19 protein-coding genes are annotated in these 19073 nt (G+C 56.5%); 7 read left to right on the top strand and 12 right to left on the bottom strand.

All coding sequences use genetic code 11. From position 1 onward, the window contains the following. Nucleotides 1-67: 67 nt before the first annotated feature. Nucleotides 68-1069 carry a cell division protein ZipA gene (zipA, locus tag ACWKX3_RS00690; RefSeq protein ID WP_454541122.1) on the bottom strand — a complete coding sequence of 334 codons (1002 nt, stop codon included), beginning with the start codon at nucleotides 1067-1069 and terminating at the stop codon, nucleotides 68-70. 230 nt (nucleotides 1070-1299) lie between these two features. On the opposite strand from zipA, the gene cysZ reads away from it, so the two are divergent. The 5 genes from cysZ (at nucleotide 1300) to crr (ending at nucleotide 6092) form a co-directional block, all read left to right on the top strand. After that, entirely contained in the window at nucleotides 1300-2061 is a 762-nt protein-coding gene (gene cysZ / locus ACWKX3_RS00685) for a sulfate transporter CysZ (protein WP_042320621.1), read from the top strand. 163 nt (nucleotides 2062-2224) lie between these two features. Then, complete coding sequence (gene cysK, locus ACWKX3_RS00680) at nucleotides 2225-3196, top strand: cysteine synthase A (protein WP_006176601.1); 972 nt, start codon at nucleotides 2225-2227, stop codon at nucleotides 3194-3196. 317 nt (nucleotides 3197-3513) lie between these two features. After that, entirely contained in the window at nucleotides 3514-3771 is a 258-nt protein-coding gene (gene ptsH, locus ACWKX3_RS00675; RefSeq protein WP_000487600.1) for a phosphocarrier protein Hpr, read from the top strand. A gap of 44 nt (nucleotides 3772-3815) precedes the next feature. After that, nucleotides 3816-5543, top strand: a complete 1728-nt coding sequence (gene ptsI, locus ACWKX3_RS00670) for a phosphoenolpyruvate-protein phosphotransferase PtsI (RefSeq protein WP_006176603.1) — start codon at nucleotides 3816-3818, stop codon at nucleotides 5541-5543. A 39-nt stretch (nucleotides 5544-5582) separates the two neighbouring features. After that, complete coding sequence (gene crr, locus ACWKX3_RS00665; protein WP_003861316.1) at nucleotides 5583-6092, top strand: PTS glucose transporter subunit IIA; 510 nt, start codon at nucleotides 5583-5585, stop codon at nucleotides 6090-6092. A 44-nt stretch (nucleotides 6093-6136) separates the two neighbouring features. Here the strand turns inward: crr and pdxK are convergent, their stop codons facing one another. From pdxK to ACWKX3_RS00615, 10 genes are all read right to left on the bottom strand, one after another. Further along, nucleotides 6137-6973, bottom strand: coding sequence for a pyridoxine/pyridoxal/pyridoxamine kinase (pdxK, locus tag ACWKX3_RS00660; RefSeq protein WP_454541121.1), 837 nt, complete (start codon nucleotides 6971-6973; stop codon nucleotides 6137-6139). A 5-nt stretch (nucleotides 6974-6978) separates the two neighbouring features. Beyond that, nucleotides 6979-7890 carry a cysteine synthase CysM gene (gene cysM, locus ACWKX3_RS00655; RefSeq protein WP_454541120.1) on the bottom strand — a complete coding sequence of 304 codons (912 nt, stop codon included), beginning with the start codon at nucleotides 7888-7890 and terminating at the stop codon, nucleotides 6979-6981. Between the two features lie 113 nt (nucleotides 7891-8003). Continuing rightward, entirely contained in the window at nucleotides 8004-9098 is a 1095-nt protein-coding gene (gene cysA, locus ACWKX3_RS00650; protein ID WP_088207973.1) for a sulfate/thiosulfate ABC transporter ATP-binding protein CysA, read from the bottom strand. Further along, on the bottom strand, nucleotides 9088-9963 hold the full coding sequence (cysW, locus tag ACWKX3_RS00645; RefSeq protein WP_006176607.1) for a sulfate/thiosulfate ABC transporter permease CysW: 876 nt from the start codon (nucleotides 9961-9963) through the stop codon (nucleotides 9088-9090). Before cysW ends, cysA begins: the two co-directional genes overlap by 11 nt. Beyond that, on the bottom strand, nucleotides 9963-10796 hold the full coding sequence (cysT, locus tag ACWKX3_RS00640) for a sulfate/thiosulfate ABC transporter permease CysT (protein WP_006176608.1): 834 nt from the start codon (nucleotides 10794-10796) through the stop codon (nucleotides 9963-9965). The genes cysW and cysT overlap by 1 nt, the downstream gene beginning before the upstream one ends. Next, nucleotides 10796-11809: a sulfate ABC transporter substrate-binding protein gene (locus ACWKX3_RS00635; protein WP_454541119.1), complete on the bottom strand. Its 1014-nt coding sequence runs from the start codon at nucleotides 11807-11809 to the stop codon at nucleotides 10796-10798. The genes cysT and ACWKX3_RS00635 overlap by 1 nt, the downstream gene beginning before the upstream one ends. A 175-nt stretch (nucleotides 11810-11984) precedes the next feature. Then, nucleotides 11985-12884: a Dyp-type peroxidase gene (locus tag ACWKX3_RS00630; protein ID WP_454541118.1), complete on the bottom strand. Its 900-nt coding sequence runs from the start codon at nucleotides 12882-12884 to the stop codon at nucleotides 11985-11987. Between the two features lie 92 nt (nucleotides 12885-12976). Beyond that, on the bottom strand, nucleotides 12977-13552 hold the full coding sequence (locus tag ACWKX3_RS00625; protein WP_006176611.1) for an RpoE-regulated lipoprotein: 576 nt from the start codon (nucleotides 13550-13552) through the stop codon (nucleotides 12977-12979). A 62-nt stretch (nucleotides 13553-13614) separates the two neighbouring features. Then, nucleotides 13615-14064: a DUF2919 domain-containing protein gene (locus ACWKX3_RS00620; RefSeq protein ID WP_006176612.1), complete on the bottom strand. Its 450-nt coding sequence runs from the start codon at nucleotides 14062-14064 to the stop codon at nucleotides 13615-13617. Further along, complete coding sequence (locus tag ACWKX3_RS00615; RefSeq protein WP_006176613.1) at nucleotides 14051-14476, bottom strand: GNAT family acetyltransferase; 426 nt, start codon at nucleotides 14474-14476, stop codon at nucleotides 14051-14053. Before ACWKX3_RS00615 ends, ACWKX3_RS00620 begins: the two co-directional genes overlap by 14 nt. 212 nt (nucleotides 14477-14688) lie before the next feature. Between ACWKX3_RS00615 and amiA the strand changes: the two genes are divergently transcribed. Then, a complete protein-coding gene (gene amiA / locus ACWKX3_RS00610; protein ID WP_006176614.1) occupies nucleotides 14689-15564 on the top strand; it encodes an N-acetylmuramoyl-L-alanine amidase AmiA in 876 nt (291 codons plus the stop codon). Further along, nucleotides 15564-16463, top strand: coding sequence for an oxygen-dependent coproporphyrinogen oxidase (gene hemF, locus ACWKX3_RS00605; RefSeq protein WP_006176615.1), 900 nt, complete (start codon nucleotides 15564-15566; stop codon nucleotides 16461-16463). Before amiA ends, hemF begins: the two co-directional genes overlap by 1 nt. 69 nt (nucleotides 16464-16532) lie before the next feature. On the opposite strand, the gene maeB is transcribed toward hemF, so the two are convergent. Next, nucleotides 16533-18812 (bottom strand): NADP-dependent oxaloacetate-decarboxylating malate dehydrogenase, encoded by a 2280-nt coding sequence (gene maeB / locus ACWKX3_RS00600; protein ID WP_454541117.1) that lies wholly within the window; start codon nucleotides 18810-18812, stop codon nucleotides 16533-16535. Between the last annotated feature and the right edge of the window lie 261 nt (nucleotides 18813-19073).

Below are 19073 nucleotides of genomic sequence, written 5' to 3'. Positions count from 1 at the left end.
CGCACCATCAATGAGAAAAAACCCCCGACATGCGGGGGTTGAGGAGGTGGTGAAGTGAGCGCGTGTATTACGCGTTCGCTTCCTTAACGTCGCGGATGCGGTCCTGATACTCGCGCAGTTTTTGCGGCGTCATCATCCGACGCTGATCGTCAAGCACCACACCGCCCACTTCGTCGGCAATGTGCTGGGCAGACTGCAGCATCAGCTTAAAGTTTTGCAGCTCGTCACCGTAGGACGGTACCTGCATAAAGATGGTGATCCCCGGCGTCACGAAATCCCCGGTCATTTCAGGATCAAAGGTGCCAGGATTCACCATATTGGCGAGGCTAAACAGCGCCGGGCCGCTACCGTCCGGGCTAAGGTGGCGATGGAAGATGTTCATATCGCCAAACTTGAAGCCTGCCTGTTGAATGCTGTTAAGCAGCACGTCACCGTTGAGGTGGCTACCGTGATGCGCGGCCACGTTCATGATGATGACCGTTTCCTTACGCTGCGGTTTTTCAACGACCGGCTCTGGCTCAACAACGGGCTCTGGCTCAACGAGCGGCGCCGGAGCGGGCTGCACGGGTTCAGGCTGCGGTTGCGGTTGTTGCATCGGCTGCGGCTGTTGCATCGGCTGCGGCTGCGGTTGTTGTACCGGTTGCTGCGCAGGCTGGTGAACAGGTTGCTGCTGCACCGGTTGTGGCGCGGCAGGCTGCTGCTGAACAGGCTGTTGCGGTTGACGCACCGGCTCCTGAACAGGCGGCTGCGCGGGCTGGCGCGGCTGGGCAGAGGCATACGGCGGTTGATACTGGTGCTGCGCAGGACGAGGGGCGTCATGCTCCCCATGCGCTACGCCGGGCGCAGTATTGACCCGATGAACACGAACTTCACCCACGCCGTCGTCGTCGCTTCCTACGATGTCGTCTTCACCGTCATCGTCTTCACGACTGGACTTCATGCGCTTCAGTGGGCGATCGCGAAACATAGAAGAGCGCTCTTTACGGCTGGTCCAGAAACCATGGACCAGTAAAGCGATTATGGCGATCGCGCCAACAATGATTAATATCAGACGCAAATCCTGCATCATTATATTCTCTGTTGTTCTAACACCTTGCCACCACGGCAAACATTTACTCACTAAGAGTATTTGCCGTTTACGTCAAGTGCAAGTGTATGCAGAGCATTCACAGCATAAAGATGCGCTAAAACGTGCTTTTTGCTGTTTTTTCGAACATTTCCGAACTGGTCATTGGCCCGCAACTGGATAATATAGGCGGGCAATTTCACTGGTTGTGTAAAAAGGAGTACAGCCTGGTTATGGTTTCAACATCGTCTTCAACGCCCCGCAGCGGCGTGTGGTATTTCTCTCAGGGCTGGAAACTGGTCTCCCTGCCGGGTATTCGCCGCTTTGTTATTCTGCCACTGCTGATCAACATCCTGCTGATGGGCGGCGCGTTCTGGTGGCTGTTCACGAAGCTGGAAAGCTGGATCCCCTCACTGATGAGCTACGTGCCGGACTGGCTACAGTGGCTGAACTATCTGCTGTGGCCGGTTGCGGTTGTGTCCGTGCTGCTGGTGTTTGGCTATTTCTTCTCAACGATTGCCAACTGGATCGCCGCGCCGTTTAACGGCCTGCTGGCGGAACAGCTGGAAGCGCGACTGACCGGTGCGACACCGCCGGACACGGGCGTACTGGGCATCATGAAAGATGTGCCGCGCATCATGAAGCGCGAGTGGCAAAAGTTTGCATGGTACCTGCCGCGCGCGATTGTCCTGCTCATTCTCTATTTCGTGCCGGGCATCGGGCAGACGGTGGCCCCGGTGCTGTGGTTCCTGTTCAGCGCGTGGATGCTCGCCATCCAGTACTGCGACTACCCCTTCGATAACCATAAGGTGCCGTTCAAAGAGATGCGCACCGCCCTGCGAACGCAGAAGGTGGCCAACATGCAGTTCGGCGCGCTGACCAGCCTGTTCACCATGATCCCGTTCCTGAATCTGTTCATCATGCCGGTCGCTGTGTGCGGTGCCACCGCAATGTGGGTGGACTGCTACCGTGCTAAGCACGCGTTATGGAAATAATGCAAAAATGTGTAAAGAGGGAGTAGCTTATGCTCTCCCTTATTCCATACTGATCCCCATTATTTCCTTGCAGCATATAGATATGCGAATTCCTTACTTCCCCCTACCTGTACTACAGGTATGCTGGGTCGGTATCCCAATTTCATACAGTTAAGGACAGGCCATGAGTAAGATTTATGAAGACAACTCGCTGACTATCGGTCATACGCCCCTGGTTCGACTGAACCGTATCGGTAATGGACGCATCCTGGCGAAGGTCGAATCTCGTAACCCGAGCTTCAGCGTGAAATGCCGTATCGGTGCAAACATGATTTGGGATGCCGAAAAACGTGGCGTGCTGAAGCCTGGCGTTGAGCTGGTTGAGCCTACCAGCGGCAACACCGGTATTGCTCTGGCTTACGTGGCAGCCGCGCGCGGCTATAAGCTGACGCTGACCATGCCTGAAACCATGAGTATTGAACGTCGCAAGCTGCTGAAAGCGCTAGGTGCAAACCTGGTGCTGACCGAAGGCGCGAAAGGCATGAAAGGGGCCATCCAGAAAGCCGAAGAGATTGTGGCGAGCGACCCGGCCAAATACCTGTTGCTGCAGCAGTTCAGCAACCCGGCAAACCCGGAGATTCATGAGAAAACCACCGGCCCGGAAATCTGGGAAGATACCGACGGCCAGGTTGATGTTTTCATTTCCGGCGTGGGTACCGGCGGCACCCTGACGGGCGTATCGCGCTATATTAAAGGCACCAAAGGCAAAAAAGATTTAATCACCGTGGCCGTGGAGCCAACCGACTCTCCAGTAATTGCTCAGGCGCTGGCGGGTGAAGAGCTGAAACCAGGCCCGCATAAAATCCAGGGCATTGGCGCAGGCTTCATTCCGGGTAACCTGGATCTGAAGCTGATCGACAAGGTTGTCGCTATTACCAACGAAGAGGCGATCTCCACCGCACGTCGTCTGATGGACGAAGAAGGCATTCTGGCCGGTATCTCTTCAGGTGCAGCCGTCGCGGCGGCACTCAAGCTTCAGGAAGATGAAACCTTTACCAATAAGAATATTGTGGTTATCCTGCCCTCCTCGGGTGAGCGTTACTTAAGTACTGCCCTGTTTGCCGATCTCTTTACTGAAAAAGAGCTGCAACAGTAATGCCAGCATGTTAAAAACGCGTAAAAAAGCACCTTTTCGGGTGCTTTTTTGTGGTCTGCTTCAAAGTTTTACCCCTCCTGGCATTGATTCACCCCGTCTGGTCTGGTATTTAAACCAGCAATTATTTTGAAGCGCGAAATTAATCATTCAACGAAATCGCCTTGCTGAATCGATTTTATGATTTGGTTCAAGTCTTGCTTTCACTGCATAATGTTTAATGACGGTAGAAACGTCAGCGCTAACAATACAGGCTAAAGTTAAGTCGCCAGGCTAGACTTTAGTTCCACAACACTAAACCTATAAGTTGGGGAAATACAATGTTCCAGCAAGAAGTTACCATTACCGCTCCGAACGGTCTGCATACCCGCCCTGCTGCTCAGTTTGTTAAAGAAGCGAAAGGCTTCACTTCTGAAATCACTGTGACTTCCAACGGCAAAAGCGCCAGCGCAAAAAGCCTGTTCAAACTGCAAACTCTGGGCCTGACTCAGGGTACCGTTGTGACCATCTCCGCAGAAGGCGAAGATGAGCAGAAAGCAGTTGAGCATCTGGTAAAACTGATGGCTGAGCTCGAGTAAGTTTACGGGTTCTTTTATATATCAGTCACAAGTAAGGTAGGGTTATGATTTCAGGCATTTTAGCATCCCCGGGTATCGCTTTCGGCAAAGCACTGCTGCTGAAAGAAGACGAGATCGTCATCGACCGGAAAAAAATTTCTGCCGACAAGGTTGATCAGGAAGTTGAACGTTTTCTGAGCGGTCGTGCCAAGGCATCTGCGCAACTGGAAGCGATCAAAACTAAAGCTGGTGAAACTTTCGGTGAAGAAAAAGAAGCCATCTTCGAAGGGCACATCATGCTGCTCGAAGATGAGGAGCTGGAGCAGGAAATCATAGCCCTGATTAAAGATAAAGGCATGACGGCTGATGCAGCTGCGCATGAAGTTATCGAAGGTCAGGCAACTGCCCTGGAAGAACTGGATGATGAATACCTGAAAGAGCGTGCGGCGGACGTACGTGACATCGGTAAGCGCCTGCTGCGCAACATCCTGGGTCTGGCCATTATCGATCTGAGCGCGATTCAGGACGAAGTTATCCTGGTTGCCGCCGATCTGACCCCGTCTGAAACCGCACAGCTGAACCTGAACAAGGTGCTGGGTTTCATCACCGATGCGGGTGGACGTACCTCCCACACCTCTATCATGGCGCGTTCACTGGAACTGCCTGCCATTGTGGGTACCGGTAGCGTCACCTCTCAGGTGAAAAACGACGACTATTTGATTCTGGATGCCGTAAACAATGTGGTTTACGTCAACCCAACCAACGACGTGATCGAGCAGCTGCGCACCGTTCAGGAGCAGGTTGCTACCGAGAAAGCGGAACTCGCTAAGCTGAAAGATCTGCCAGCCATTACGCTGGACGGTCATCAGGTTGAAGTGTGCGCTAACATCGGTACCGTCCGCGACGTCGACGGCGCTGAGCGCAACGGCGCGGAAGGTGTCGGTCTGTATCGTACTGAATTCCTGTTCATGGACCGCGACGCGCTGCCAACCGAAGAAGAGCAGTTCGCTGCTTACAAAGCGGTGGCTGAAGCCTGTGGCTCTCAGGCGGTTATCGTACGTACCATGGACATCGGTGGCGACAAAGAGCTGCCGTACATGAACTTCCCGAAAGAAGAGAACCCGTTCCTGGGCTGGCGTGCGGTTCGTATCGCCATGGATCGTAAAGAGATCCTGCGTGACCAGGTTCGCGCTATCCTGCGTGCCTCTGCGTTCGGTAAGCTGCGCATTATGTTCCCGATGATCATCTCTGTTGAAGAAGTGCGTGCACTGAAAAAAGAGATCGAAATCTACAAACAGGAGCTGCGCGACGAAGGCAAAGCCTTTGACGAGTCAATTGAGATCGGCGTGATGGTGGAAACACCAGCGGCGGCGACCATTGCGCGTCATTTAGCCAAAGAAGTTGATTTCTTTAGTATCGGTACCAATGATTTAACGCAGTACACCCTGGCAGTTGACCGTGGTAATGATATGATTTCACATCTCTACCAGCCAATGTCACCGTCCGTACTGACGCTTATTAAGCAAGTTATTGATGCTTCTCATGCAGAAGGTAAATGGACTGGCATGTGCGGTGAGCTTGCAGGCGACGAACGTGCTACACTTCTGTTGCTGGGTATGGGTCTGGACGAATTCTCTATGAGCGCCATTTCCATCCCTCGCATTAAGAAGATTATCCGTAACACGAACTTCGAAGATGCGAAGGTATTAGCAGAGCAGGCTCTTGCTCAACCGACAACGGACGAGTTAATGACGCTGGTTAACAAGTTCATTGAAGAAAAAACAATCTGCTAATCCACGAGATGCGGCCCAATTACTGCTTAGGAGAAGATCATGGGTTTGTTCGATAAACTGAAATCTCTGGTTTCTGATGACAAGAAAGACTCCGGAACTATTGAGATTGTTGCTCCGCTCTCCGGCGAGATCGTCAACATCGAAGACGTGCCGGACGTAGTGTTTGCTGAGAAAATCGTTGGTGATGGCATTGCTATCAAACCAACTGGCAACAAAATGGTTGCTCCAGTTGACGGCACCATCGGTAAAATTTTTGAAACCAACCATGCGTTCTCTATCGAATCTGATAGCGGTATCGAACTGTTCGTTCACTTCGGTATCGACACCGTTGAACTGAAAGGCGAAGGCTTCAAACGTATCGCAGAAGAAGGCCAGCGCGTTAAAGTTGGCGACCCGGTGATTGAATTCGATCTGCCACTGCTGGAAGAAAAAGCCAAGTCTACCCTGACGCCGGTTGTTATCTCCAACATGGATGAAATCAAAGAACTGATCAAACTGTCTGGCAGCGTGACCGTGGGTGAAACCCCGGTTATCCGCATCAAGAAGTAATTCTTGCCGCACAGAAAAATGGCGCCTTCGGGCGCCATTTTTGTTTATGCAGGAAGAATAAGCTCGTCATAGCCTTTTTCATGCGTGAACATCATCACCTCCGTGACGCGGTCCCCCGCCCTGCGAATCGCCTCTGCAACGCTCTTTCCTTCAACGATACCGCTCACCAGCTCAGAGCAGAACAGATCGCCGGTGCCTTTCAGGTCCGTCTTCACGCGTGGGTGCGCGCTCACGGTAACGCCTTCCCGGGTGACCAGCACCACATGGATGTTTTCCGGGGCGTCAGCAACGGGCGCGCTGGTGATGGCTACCCATTTCAGCGTGTCTGAGAGCAACCCCTGAGCCGCCGCGATGGCGCTTTCAGGCGTGCGGCACGGTTTGCCGCTGAGCACCTCGAGTTCAAAGACGTTAGGCGTAATCCCCTGCGCCAGCGGCAGCAGATGCTGGCGGTAGGCTTCCGGGATATCGGGCTTCACGTACATGCCGCTGTCGATGTCCCCGATAACCGGGTCAACCAGCACCAGCAGGTCGGGATGCTTAACTTTGATCGCTTTCAGCCAGTGAGACAGCAGCGCAATCTGGCTGGCGCTACCCATATAGCCCGTGGTCACGGCTTTCAGCTCGCGCAAAATCTCGCGCTCTTCCAGCGCCTTCAGATAGCCGCTAAACCACTCGTCCGGGATCACCCCGCCGTAAAACGTATCGTAATGGGGTGTATTGCTGAACAGCACCGTTGGCACCGCCGTAACGTTCAGTTGATGGGTCCTGATATTCGGCACCGCAATGCTGTTACCCACGCTGCCGTAAACCACCTGCGACTGCACGGCAACAATGTCGGTTTGCTGCGCCCGGGTTTTATCCCGGAATAAAATCATCTCCATGACGCTTAAATCCCCGCCCCCTGCGAATAACTCTCTTCACCAAAGACGCCGGTAGACAGATAACGATCCCCGCGATCGCAGATTATCGCCACCACCACCGCGCCCGGATTGTCCTGCGCTACCCGGATCGCACCGGCTACCGCGCCGCCCGAACTGACGCCGCAGAAGATACCTTCACGCACGGCCAGCTCACGCATGGTATTCTCCGCCTCGCGCTGGCGAATATCCAGCACCAGGTCCACCAGCTGCGCATTAAAAATGCCCGGCATGTACTCTGCGGGCCAGCGGCGAATGCCGGGGATGCTGCTTCCCTCTTCCGGCTGCAGGCCGACGATGGTGACCGCTTTTTCCTGCTCACTCAGAAAACGCGACACGCCGGTAATGGTGCCGGTTGTGCCCATGCTGGAGACAAAGTGGCTGATGCGCCCCCCGGTTTGCTGCCAGATTTCTGGCCCGGTGGTGGTGTAGTGAGCGTACGGGTTATCGGGATTGTTGAACTGGTCGAGCAGCTTGCCTTCGCCGCGCCCGGCCATCTCTAACGCCAGGTCGCGCGCCCCTTCCATCCCCTGCTCTTTGGTGACCAGAATCAGCTCTGCGCCGTAGGCACGCATTGCCGCACGGCGCTCCTGGCTCATGTTGTCCGGCATCAAAAGCTTCATCCGGTAACCTTTGAGCGCAGCAATCATCGCCAGCGCAATGCCCGTGTTGCCGCTGGTTGCCTCAATCAATACGTCGCCGGGCTTAATTTCACCGCGTTTTTCGGCCTCGACTATCATCGACAGCGCCGCCCGATCTTTTACCGATCCAGCGGGGTTATTGCCTTCAAGTTTGACCCAGATTTCGCTGCCATTGTCAGGCCCCAGGCGCTGTAGTTTGACCAGAGGGGTATTGCCGATGGTGTGTTCTAATGTATTCATGATCGCTGTCCAATAAAAAGCCCGGTGGCGCGCAGCGATCCGGGCCTACAGACGTCATATTGTAGGCCGGGTAAGCGCAGCGCCACCCGGCAAAACTACGTAATCCTAACCTATCAGGCCGACTCCGCCAGAGCAATATCCTCGCGCGTCTCAATGCGCTCGTTGCCATGATAAATACGGGCATGCTGCAGGCCCACAAACAGGCGTTCACCCCGGTGCGGCGGCACGTCATCACGCATCACCACGGTCAGCGGCTCGGTGTACCAGCCCAGCGGTTGTACCACCAGTTGGGTGTAGTGCCCTTTAGGGCTAGCCTCAAGAACCTGCACCGGCAGCGGTGAATCCAGGCTGGTACGACGGCTGACGTCCACTTCCCACGGACGCAAGAACAGATCCACCGGCCCCTGATGGGCGGAGGTGTAGCCCAGCGGCCAGCGGTGCGCGCCGACATGGAACTGGCCGCCGCGAATGGTGCCCTGCAGGCGGTTCACTTCCCCCATGAATTCGAGCACGAAGCGGGTGGACGGCTCGCGCCAGAGTTGTTCCGGCTCGTCTACCTGCTCAATGTTCCCCTGGCTCATCACCACCACGCGGTCCGCGACTTCCATCGCCTCTTCCTGATCGTGGGTCACGAAGACGCTGGTAAACTTCAGCTCTTCGTGCAGCTGACGCAGCCAGCGGCGTAGCTCTTTTCGCACCTGCGCGTCCAGCGCGCCGAACGGTTCGTCCAGCAGCAGGATCTGCGGCTCAACGGCCAGCGCGCGCGCCAGGGCGACACGCTGTTTCTGACCGCCGGAAAGCTGGGCGGGAAAACGATCCGCCAGATGGGCGAGCTGCACCATCTCCAGCAGTTTGGTCACTTTCGCTTTGATGGCTGCCGCACTGGGACGCTCGCGACGCGGCAGCACGGTCAGGCCAAAGGCGATGTTGTCGAATACGGTCATGTGGCGGAACAGCGCGTAGTGCTGGAACACAAAGCCCACCTTACGGTCGCGGGCATGCAGGCGGCTCACGTCGGTACCGTGGAAGCGGATGTGTCCGCTGGTCTGGTGCTCAAGCCCGGCGATGATGCGCAGCAGCGTGGTTTTACCGGAACCAGACGGCCCCAGCAGCGCGACCATTTGTCCGGAAGGGATATCCAGCGAGATATCATTCAGCACCTGGGTGCGACCAAAAGACTTCTTAATATTGGCAATCTCAATGCTCATGATTTCCCTCCTGATGCTGACGTTTTTCCTGATTCTCTAAACGCCACTGCACCACACTCTTCAAAAACAGGGTCAAAATCGCCATCAGCGTCAGCAACGCTGCGGCAGTAAAGGAACCGACGGTGTTGTAGTCCTGTTCCAGTAATTCAATCTGTAACGGCAGCGACAGGGTTTCGCCGCGGATCGAGCCGGACACCACCGACACCGCACCAAATTCGCCAATCGCGCGGGCGTTGGTCAGCACCACGCCATAGAGCAGTGCCCAGCGGATATTCGGCAGCGTGACGCGACGGAACATCTGCCAGCCGGAGGCGCCCAGCAGCACCGCCGCTTCGTCTTCATGGCTGCCCTGGCTTAGCATCACCGGAACCAGTTCGCGCACCACAAACGGACAGGTGACAAAAACCGTCACCAGCACCATGCCCGGCCAGGCGAACATGATTTGCAGGTTATGCTCGTCCAGCCAGCCGCCCAGCGGGCCGTTGGAGCCGTAGAACAGCAGGTAAACCAGGCCCGCCACCACCGGCGAAACCGCAAAGGGGATATCCAGCAGGGTCAGTAAAAGCTGGCGGCCTGGGAAGTTAAAGCGCGTCACCAGCCAGGCCAGCAACGTACCGAACACCAGATTCACCGGCACGGTGATCAGCGCAATCAGCACGGTCAGCCAGATGGCGTGGAGCATATCCGGGTTCGCCAGGTTTTCCAGCGCAGGCATCAGCCCTTTGCTGAACGCCTGTACAAAGATGTAGACCATCGGCACGACGAGAATAAACGCCGACACCAGCACGCCCGTGCCAATCAGAAACCATTTGCCCCAGTTGATACGGGGCGCGTCATAGCGCTTCAATTGAGTAACTTCCGCCATCAGTGACCTACCACGCGTCGACCAAAGCGACTTTGCAGAGTGTTAATCGAGAACAGCAGCAGCAGCGACGCGGCGAGGATCACCGAGGCAATCGCACTGGCCGCCGGATAATCAAACTCCTGCAAACGCACAAAAATCATCAGCGAGGTCACTTCCGTTTTCCACGCGATATTCCCGGCGATGAAAATCACCGCGCCGAACTCACCGAGGCTGCGGGTAAACGACAGCGCCACGCCCGCCAGCAGCGCCGGAGACAGCTCCGGCAGCACCACCTTGCGAAAGCTCTGCCAGCGCGTAGCGCCCAGCGTTTCTGCCGCCTCTTCATACTCCGGGCCTAACTCTTCCAGCACCGGCTGAACGGTACGCACCACGAACGGGATGCTGGTGAAGGCCATCGCCACTGCGATACCAAGCCAGGTATAGGTCACTTTGATATCAAACTTCGCCAGCCACTCGCCGTAAAACCCGTTGACGGAGAACAGCGACGCCAGCGTTAAGCCTGCAACCGCGGTCGGCAGCGCAAACGGCAGGTCCATCAGCGCATCCAACAGCGTACGGCCCGGGAAACGGTAGCGGGTTAAGATCCACGCCATCAGCAGGCCGAACACGCCGTTAAAAATGGAGGCCACAAACGCCGACAGCAGCGTGACCTTATAGGCCGCCACCACCTGCGGGTTGGTAATGACCTCCCAGTACTGCGCCCAGCTCATCTGCGCGAGTTGCATGACCAGCGCGCTGAGCGGCAACAGCAAAATCAGGCAGACGAACAGCAGGCTGGTCCCGAGGCTCAGGGTAAAGCCCGGCAGCACGCGTCTTGTTGATCCTGCAAACATTACTTACGCCCCGCCGCCAGCAGTTTGTCTAACTCTCCGCCGCTGACAAAGTGCGTCTTCATCACCTCAGGCCACGCGCCAAAATGATCTTCCACGCGGAACAACTCGGTCTGCGGGAATTTATCCTTCAGCGTGTTCATCACGTCCGGGTTATTCACGCGGTAGTAATAATCAGTAATGATGGACTGCGCCTGCGGGCTGTACAGATAGTTCAGGTAAGCCTTCGCCGCCTTCTCGGTGCCGTTGGCCTTCACGTTTTTATCCACCCACGCCACCGGGAACTCGGCCAGGATGTTGGTTTTCGGGATGACCACCTCGAAGCCCTGCGCCTCGTACTGTTTGCGGATGTTGTTCACTTCCGATTCGAAGCTTATCAGCACGTCACCCAGGCCGCGCTCGGCAAAGGTGGTGGTGGCTCCGCGTCCGCCGGTATCAAACACCTCGACGTTTTTCAGGAACTGGGTCATGAACTGCTCGGTTTTGGCTTTGTCGTTGCCGTCCGCCTTGTCCGCCGCGCCCCACGCGGCCAGATAGGTGTAGCGCGCGTTACCGGAGGTTTTTGGGTTCGGGAAGACAAGCTTCACGTCGGAACGCACGAGATCGTTCCAGTCGTGGATATTTTTCGGGTTGCCCTTGCGCACCAGGAAGCCCATGGTGGAGTAGAACGGCGAACTGTTGTTCGGCAGGCGGCTCTGCCAGTCCGCCGGGATCAGCTTGCCCTTGTCGTGCAGGATCTGTACATCCGTTACCTGGTTATACGTCACCACGTCCGCTTTCAGCCCCTGCAGGATCGCCAGCGCCTGCTTGGACGAACCGGCATGAGACTGCTTAATGGTCAGCTTGTCACCGTTGTTGTCTTTGGCCCACTGCTGTTCAAACGGCGGGTTAAGGGCGGCAAACAGCTCGCGGGAGACATCATACGAGCTGTTCAGCAGCTCGGTTGCCTGCGCCTGTGCCACCAGCAGTAAACCTGCCAGCGCCAGGGAACCTTTTTTCAGTACAGAAGCGGCCATTACGCACCCTTATAAATGAGATGACTATCTTATGGTCATAATATTTATAACGAGGACGAAAGGAGTAACGGTTTTATATACCGTTTGGTGATTTAGAAGCAGAAAAGAGAATAAGGCTGCGGGGAAAATTGCCGGGTGGCGCTAACGCTTACCCGGCCTGGGTATGGGGAGCAGTTTACAGCGCGAGCAGGCGCTCCACGGACGGCGCAAAGTAGTAGCCGCCGGTCACCGGTTTGGTGAAGCGCAGCATGGCGTCGCGCTTGCCGTCGGTGTCGCCGAACATGCTCAGCAGCTGCTGTTCAATGTTATACAGGCGCGCGCAGTAGGCACAGAAGTAAAGGCCGTGCGTGCCGCTGGCGGTGCCGTACGGCAGGCTCTGGCGCACAATCTTCAGCCCTTTGCCGTCTTCCTTGAGGTCTACGCGAGTCAGGTGCGAGGTCACAGGACGGACGTCGCCGTCGATCTCTTCGTTGGCGTCCTTGGTGCGGCCGATCATCATCTCCTGATCGTGCACGCTCATGCGGTTAAGCTGCTTGAGGTTATGTTCCCAGCGCTGGACGAACACGTAGCTGCCGCCCGCATCCACGCCGTCTTTGATCACCGCCACGTCGCGACGCGTCTCTTCACCCGCCGGGTTTTCGGTTCCGTCTACGAAGCCGCTCAAATCGCGCTCTTCCACCCAGCGGAAACCGTGCACCTCTTCCTGCACCTTGATGCTGTCGCCAAAGGCCTCCAGCGCCGCCTGGGCCACGGAAAAGTTCAGGTCATGACGCAGGGAAAGGATATGGATCAGCACGTCGTACTGGGTTGCCGGGGCCAGGCCTTTGCCGTAAGGGATGAAATCTTTCAGCTCTTGCGCCCCTTCGCCGCCGCTCAGCTGGCGCCAGACGTTATTGCCAAACGCGACAACCGCGCCAAGGTGGGCATCCGGGAATCTCGCCTGAAACGTCGCCAGTTTATCGATAAAAATTTTGCTGGCCGCACGCAGGGCATCCACGTCCCCGTTGACGTTGGCTTCAATCCAAATCGCCGCGCGGCAATGTTCTGGCAAAATGCCACTCTGAACCTGAGACATCGCTCCTCCTGAAAAAAAGATGCCACGGTAGCGTGGCATTGATGGCGGCTATTATACCTGGATTTCAGCGAGGCGGTTTGTTCAGGCGCAAATTACTGCTTCCAGATAATCTTGCTCACTTTCCAGGTTTTCAGCGTGTCGTCAGACGGCATTAACCCTTCCGGGCCGCTCCACTCGCCGGTGAAGAGATAGCTGATGTGCAGGCTGCCCTCCGCCTTACACTCTACCGCGACGCGGTCGTCCGACGGCACGCTGGCGCAGTGGCCAAAGGCTTTTTGATAAAGATCGCCAAACGGCGTGCCGACCTTGACGCCGCTCGCCGTCGGAATATCCTCGTCCATCACCGCCACGCGATTAACGGTGCCGTTATCGCCGTTGATCACCAGCGCCAGTTTGTCATCCTTCAGGGCTTCAAAATAACGCACGATGGTGCCGTTTTCGGTTTTCATACCGCTGCGCAGGCGGTAGTCGCTGCCCAGCGCATCCTGAATGGCGTCCTGGTTCAGCGCGGTGGCGGCGGTGATGTTACCCACGCCCTGCTCGGTGACTTCCGTTGAAGAGCCAAACCAGTTCCACGGATAGGCTGCAGACCAGTTAACGGAGGAGAGCGTGGAGCAGCCGGTTAACGCCAGCGGCAGAGCGCATAAAAGTAAACGCAGCGATTTCATTAAAACGTCCTTTCTTAGTCAATCAACGCTTGTTGGAGTGCGGCATCGGCAAAAAGTGCCGCTTAATCTTTCTCGGGGGTAAAACAGGCGCGCAGACGCGGGTTGGTCAGCAGCCACAGCAGCGCGACGATATCCGCCACCACCAGCGCAACCCCGATGCCCGACAGCGGCTCGCCGTTAAGCCAGAGCCACGGTTGCCAGCCCAGCAGCACCACCTGCGCAAGGATCAACAGCCCGCGCAGCGCGCTCCAGACGCGCGGGATAACCTGCCGCCGTCCGCTGCACAGAAACGCCAGCACCGCAGGCACGCCGGGCAGCAGTCCGAGCCAGAACGCGTCGTGGTCGGGGTAGAACAGATTCAGCAGCGTGTCGCCCTGCCCGCGCGACGCGCCGGCCATCACAAACAGTACCCAGGTGCGTGCCTGTAACAGCAGCACGCACCAGAACAGGAAGGGCAAACGAAGACGACCCTGGGTGTCGTAATCGGCAGGGTGAAACTCAATACTCTTCATCTTCGATCAAACGCTTACCTAAACTCAGCACGTCGGCATGCTCATAGCCCAGACGCTCATACATGCCCAACACCACGTCGTTGTCTTCCCGCACCATGATCTGGATCTTCGGACAGCCGCGAGCAATCAGTTTCTTTTCCAGACGATTAAGCAGCGCGTTAGCAATGCCGCGCGCGCGGTATTCCGGATGAACGCCCAGATAATAGGCCGAGCCGCGATGTCCGTCGTAACCGCCCATCACCGTACCAACCACCTCGCCGTTCACTTCCGCAATGAGGAACAGGCTGACGTCGTGATTGACCTTACGTTCGATATCCATTTCCGGATCGTTCCACGGACGCAGCAAATCGCAGCGCTCCCAAAGGGTAATCACCTCTTCGAAATCTTCCTGGCGAAAAACGCGTATCTCCATGGTATTAACCGCCTTTTTGGGTTTAAAAACAGTAATTATCGCCCGAACGCCCCGTTTAGCCAATATGCGGGGAAAATCTCGCCAAAATTTGGCATAATGTCACTTTGTCACGTATTGAAATGAAAAGTAAAACAATTCTCAATAAGGACTGTCGTAACACCAAACGCGATACGATATAACACCAGGACCCCAATTTTTACTATTCAGGCCGCATGAGCACATTCAAACCATTAAAAGCACTCACATCGCGTCGTCAGGTTCTCAAAGCGGGGCTGGCGGCCTTAACGTTAACGGGCATCGCAAAGCAGGCTCAGGCAAAAGACGAGAGTACGCTAAAAACCCACAATGGGCACAGCAAGCCAAAAGCAAAAAAAGCGGGCGCACGACGCCTGGTTATGCTGGATCCGGGTCATGGGGGCATTGATACCGGCGCCATTGGAAGAAACGGTTCGAAAGAAAAACACGTCGTGCTGGCGATTGCAAAAAATGTGCGATCGATTTTACGCAGCAACGGCATTGACGCGCGTCTGACGCGCACCGGCGACACCTTTATTCCCCTGTACGACCGCGTTGAAATCGCCCATCAGCACGGCGCCGATCTGTTTATGTCGATTCACGCCGACGGTTTTACCAACCCATCCGCGGCGGGCGCATCGGTGTTTGCCCTCTCTAACCGTGGGGCCAGTAGCGCCATGGCTAAATACCTCTCCGACCGTGAAAACCGGGCGGACGAAGTGGCCGGGAAGAAAGCGACCGACAAAGATCACCTGCTCCAGCAGGTGCTGTTTGACCTGGTTCAGACGGACACCATTAAAAACAGCCTGACGCTCGGCTCGCATATCCTGAAAAAGATCAAGCCCGTGCATCGGTTGCACAGTAAAGGCACCGAGCAGGCGGCGTTTGTGGTGCTGAAATCGCCGTCGATCCCCTCAGTGCTGGTTGAAACCTCGTTTATCACCAACCCGGAAGAGGAGCGACTGCTCGGTACCACGGCGTTTCGCCAGAAGATCGCCAATGCCATTGCCTCCGGGATCATCAGTTATTTCAACTGGTTTGATAATCAAAAAGCGCACTCCAGGAAACGTTAATGAAACCCAATGCACAGCGGGTGAAATCCTTCCTGATGCAGCTGCAGGATGAGATTTGCCAGAAACTGGCCGCCGAAGACGGCGGTGAATTCCAGGAAGATAGCTGGCAGCGCGACGCGGGCGGCGGTGGCCGAAGCCGCGTGCTGCGTAACGGCGGCGTCTTTGAGCAGGCCGGCGTAAACTTTTCCCACGTTCATGGCGATGCCATGCCCGCCTCCGCAACCGCGCACCGCCCGGAGCTGGCGGGCCGTAGCTTCGAGGCGATGGGCGTATCGCTGGTGGTGCATCCGCATAATCCCTTTGTGCCGACCAGCCACGCCAACGTGCGTTTTTTCATTGCGGAAAAACCGGGGGCCGATCCGGTCTGGTGGTTTGGCGGCGGGTTCGACCTTACGCCCTACTACGGCTTTGAAGAGGACGCCGTGCACTGGCACACCACCGCGCGCGACCTGTGCCTGCCGTTTGGCGAAGACGTTTACCCGACCTACAAAAAGTGGTGCGACGACTATTTCTATCTCAAGCACCGCGATGAGCAGCGCGGCATTGGCGGGCTGTTCTTTGACGATCTCAACACGCCGGATTTTGACACCGCGTTTCGCTTTATGCAGGCGGTAGGCCAGGGCTTTACCGACGCCTACCTGCCCATCGTCGAGCGGCGCAAAAACACCGATTACGGCGTGCGCGAACGGGAGTTCCAGCTCTATCGACGCGGGCGCTACGTGGAGTTCAACCTGGTGTGGGATCGCGGCACGCTGTTTGGCCTGCAAACCGGCGGGCGCACGGAGTCGATCCTGATGTCGATGCCGCCGCTGGTGCGCTGGGAGTACAACTTTGATCCGAAAGAAGGCAGCCCTGAGGCTGCCCTGAAAGCGTTTATTCGGGTTCGGGACTGGGTTTAATGCCGGCGCTTGCCCGGCCTGCATAATCCGTCGGTCGGGTAGGCGAATGCGCCACCCGACACCACGCCCTTACAGCGGCTGCGTCTGCGCCTCAACCACCGCCAGCGCCACCATGTTCACAATCCGACGCACAGAGGCAATCGGTGTTAACACATGCACCGGCTTCGAGATGCCCATCAGCACCGGTCCTACGGTGACCCCTTCAGAGCTGGACACGCGCAGCAGGTTGTAGCTGATCCGCGCCGCTTCGACGTTCGGCATGATCAGCACGTTAGCCGAGCCTTTCAGCGGGCTGTCCGGCATCCGTTCGTTGCGAATGCTCTCTACCAGCGCGGCATCGCCGTGCATCTCACCGTCGATCATCAGCTCCGGCGCACGCTCGCGCACCCGCTCCAGCGTCTCGCGCATTTTGCAGGCCGCCGCAGATTTCGAGGAACCAAAGTTCGAATGAGAGAGCAGCGCAACTTTCGGCTCGATACCAAACCGGCGCACGGTTTCCGACGCCATCACGGTGATTTCCGCCAGCTGCTCCGGCGTCGGATCGTCGTTGACGTAGGTATCCGCAATAAAGGTGTTCCCGCTTGGCAGCAGCAGCGCGTTCATTGCCCCGGCGGTATGCACCCCGTCGCGATAGCCGAAGATCTCCTGCACCACGCTGAAATGCTCATGGTAATCACCGACAGTGCCGCAGATCAGCGCATCCGCTTCGCCACGCTGAACCATGATCGCGCCGATCACCGTGGTGTTGCTGATCACGGCTTTCTGCGCCTGCTCCTGGGTGATCCCGCGACGTTTCATGATCGCGTAGTATTCGTTCCAGTACTCTTTGAAACGCGGATCGGATTCGTTGTTAACGATCTCAAAGTCCACGCCCGGCTTAATCTGTAGCCCCAGCTTCTGGATACGCATCTCGATTACGCTCGGACGGCCAATCAGGATCGGTTTCGCCAGCCCTAAGGTGATCAGCTCCTGCGTCGCGTGCAGCACGCGCGCCTCCTCCCCTTCCGCCAGCACCACGCGCTTCGCGTCGGCGCGCGCCTGGGAGAAGATCGGCTTCATGAACAGGTTGGTTTTGTAAACAAACTCGGTGAGCTTATCGACGTAGGCGTCGAAATCCTGAATCGGACGCGTCGCCACGCCGGAGTCCATCGCCGCTTTGGCTACCGCTGGCGCGATTTTGACAATCAAACGCGGGTCGAACGGTTTAGGAATGATGTAGTCCGGGCCAAAGCTCAGATCCTGATCGCCATAGGCTGAGGCAACCACTTCGCTCTGCTCGGCGTGGGCCAGCTCGGCGATGGCGTGAACAGCGGCCAGCTTCATCTCTTCGTTGATTGCCGTCGCACCCACGTCCAGCGCGCCGCGGAAGATGAACGGGAAGCACAGCACGTTGTTCACCTGGTTTGGGTAGTCCGAACGACCGGTACAGATAATAGCGTCTTCACGCACCGCTTTCGCCAGCGGCGGCAGGATTTCCGGCTCCGGGTTCGCCAGCGCCAGGATCATCGGCGCGCGCGCCATCTTCTGCACCATCTCCTGGGTCAGGACTTTCGGTCCGGAGCAGCCCAGGAAGATATCCGCGCCGTCGATCACGTCGTCCAGGGTCCGTTTTCCGTCATCGTCCACCGCATACGCCGCTTTGGTTTCCGCCATGTTTGGCTCGCGGTCTTTATAGATCACGCCTTTGGAGTCGCAGACCACAATGTTGTGTTTCTGCATCCCAAGCGCCACCAGCAGGTTCATACAGGCAATCGCCGCCGCGCCCGCCCCCGAGACCACCATGCGCACGTCAGACAGATTTTTTTCCACCACCCGCAGGCCGTTCAGAATGGCCGCGGTGCTGATAATTGCCGTGCCGTGCTGGTCATCGTGGAACACGGGAATGTTCATGCGCTCGCGCAGCTTTTGCTCGATATAGAAACATTCCGGCGCTTTGATATCTTCCAGGTTGATGCCGCCGAATGTGGGCTCCAGGGCTGCCACCACGTTGATGAATTTGTCCGGGTCCAGCTCGTCCACTTCGATATCAAACACGTCGATACCGGCAAATTTCTTGAACAGTACGCCCTTCCCTTCCATCACCGGCTTACCCGCCAGCGCACCGATATTGCCTAATCCCAGTACCGCCGTGCCGTTGGAGATCACCGCCACCAGATTACCGCGCGCGGTGTATTTGTAGGCTGCCAGCGGGTCTTTTTCAATTTCAAGACACGGCGCGGCAACGCCCGGCGAGTAGGCCAGCGCCAGATCGCGCTGGGTCGCCAGCGGCTTGGTAGGGGAAACCTGGATTTTGCCCGGAACCGGGAATTCATGAAAATCGAGAGCACTTTGTTTTAACTGATCATCCATCTTGTTATTCCTTCACGTATCGATCAAAAAGGGTGATGTTTACGATCCTGATGCACACCCTGGAGTGCCGCATAGTATCGCCGCAGGTGGCCGACTAAACTTTGAAGGCTGCCAAACTCTCACCATTGCAGAGCAAAAATTGTTATCAATTTATAACAGTGATGTTACCCGTCTCAGAAAGCAATGCCTCCCCCGTCTGCTATGCTTTTTTGTTAAGTCGATCATGATTTTCGCAGAAGTGTGAACAAACACACTCGACTA

The organism is Enterobacter sp. UPMP2052 (assembly GCF_053709675.1).
Note: the sequence above shows the minus strand (reverse complement) of the source record. Positions and strands in the feature narration are given on the sequence as shown.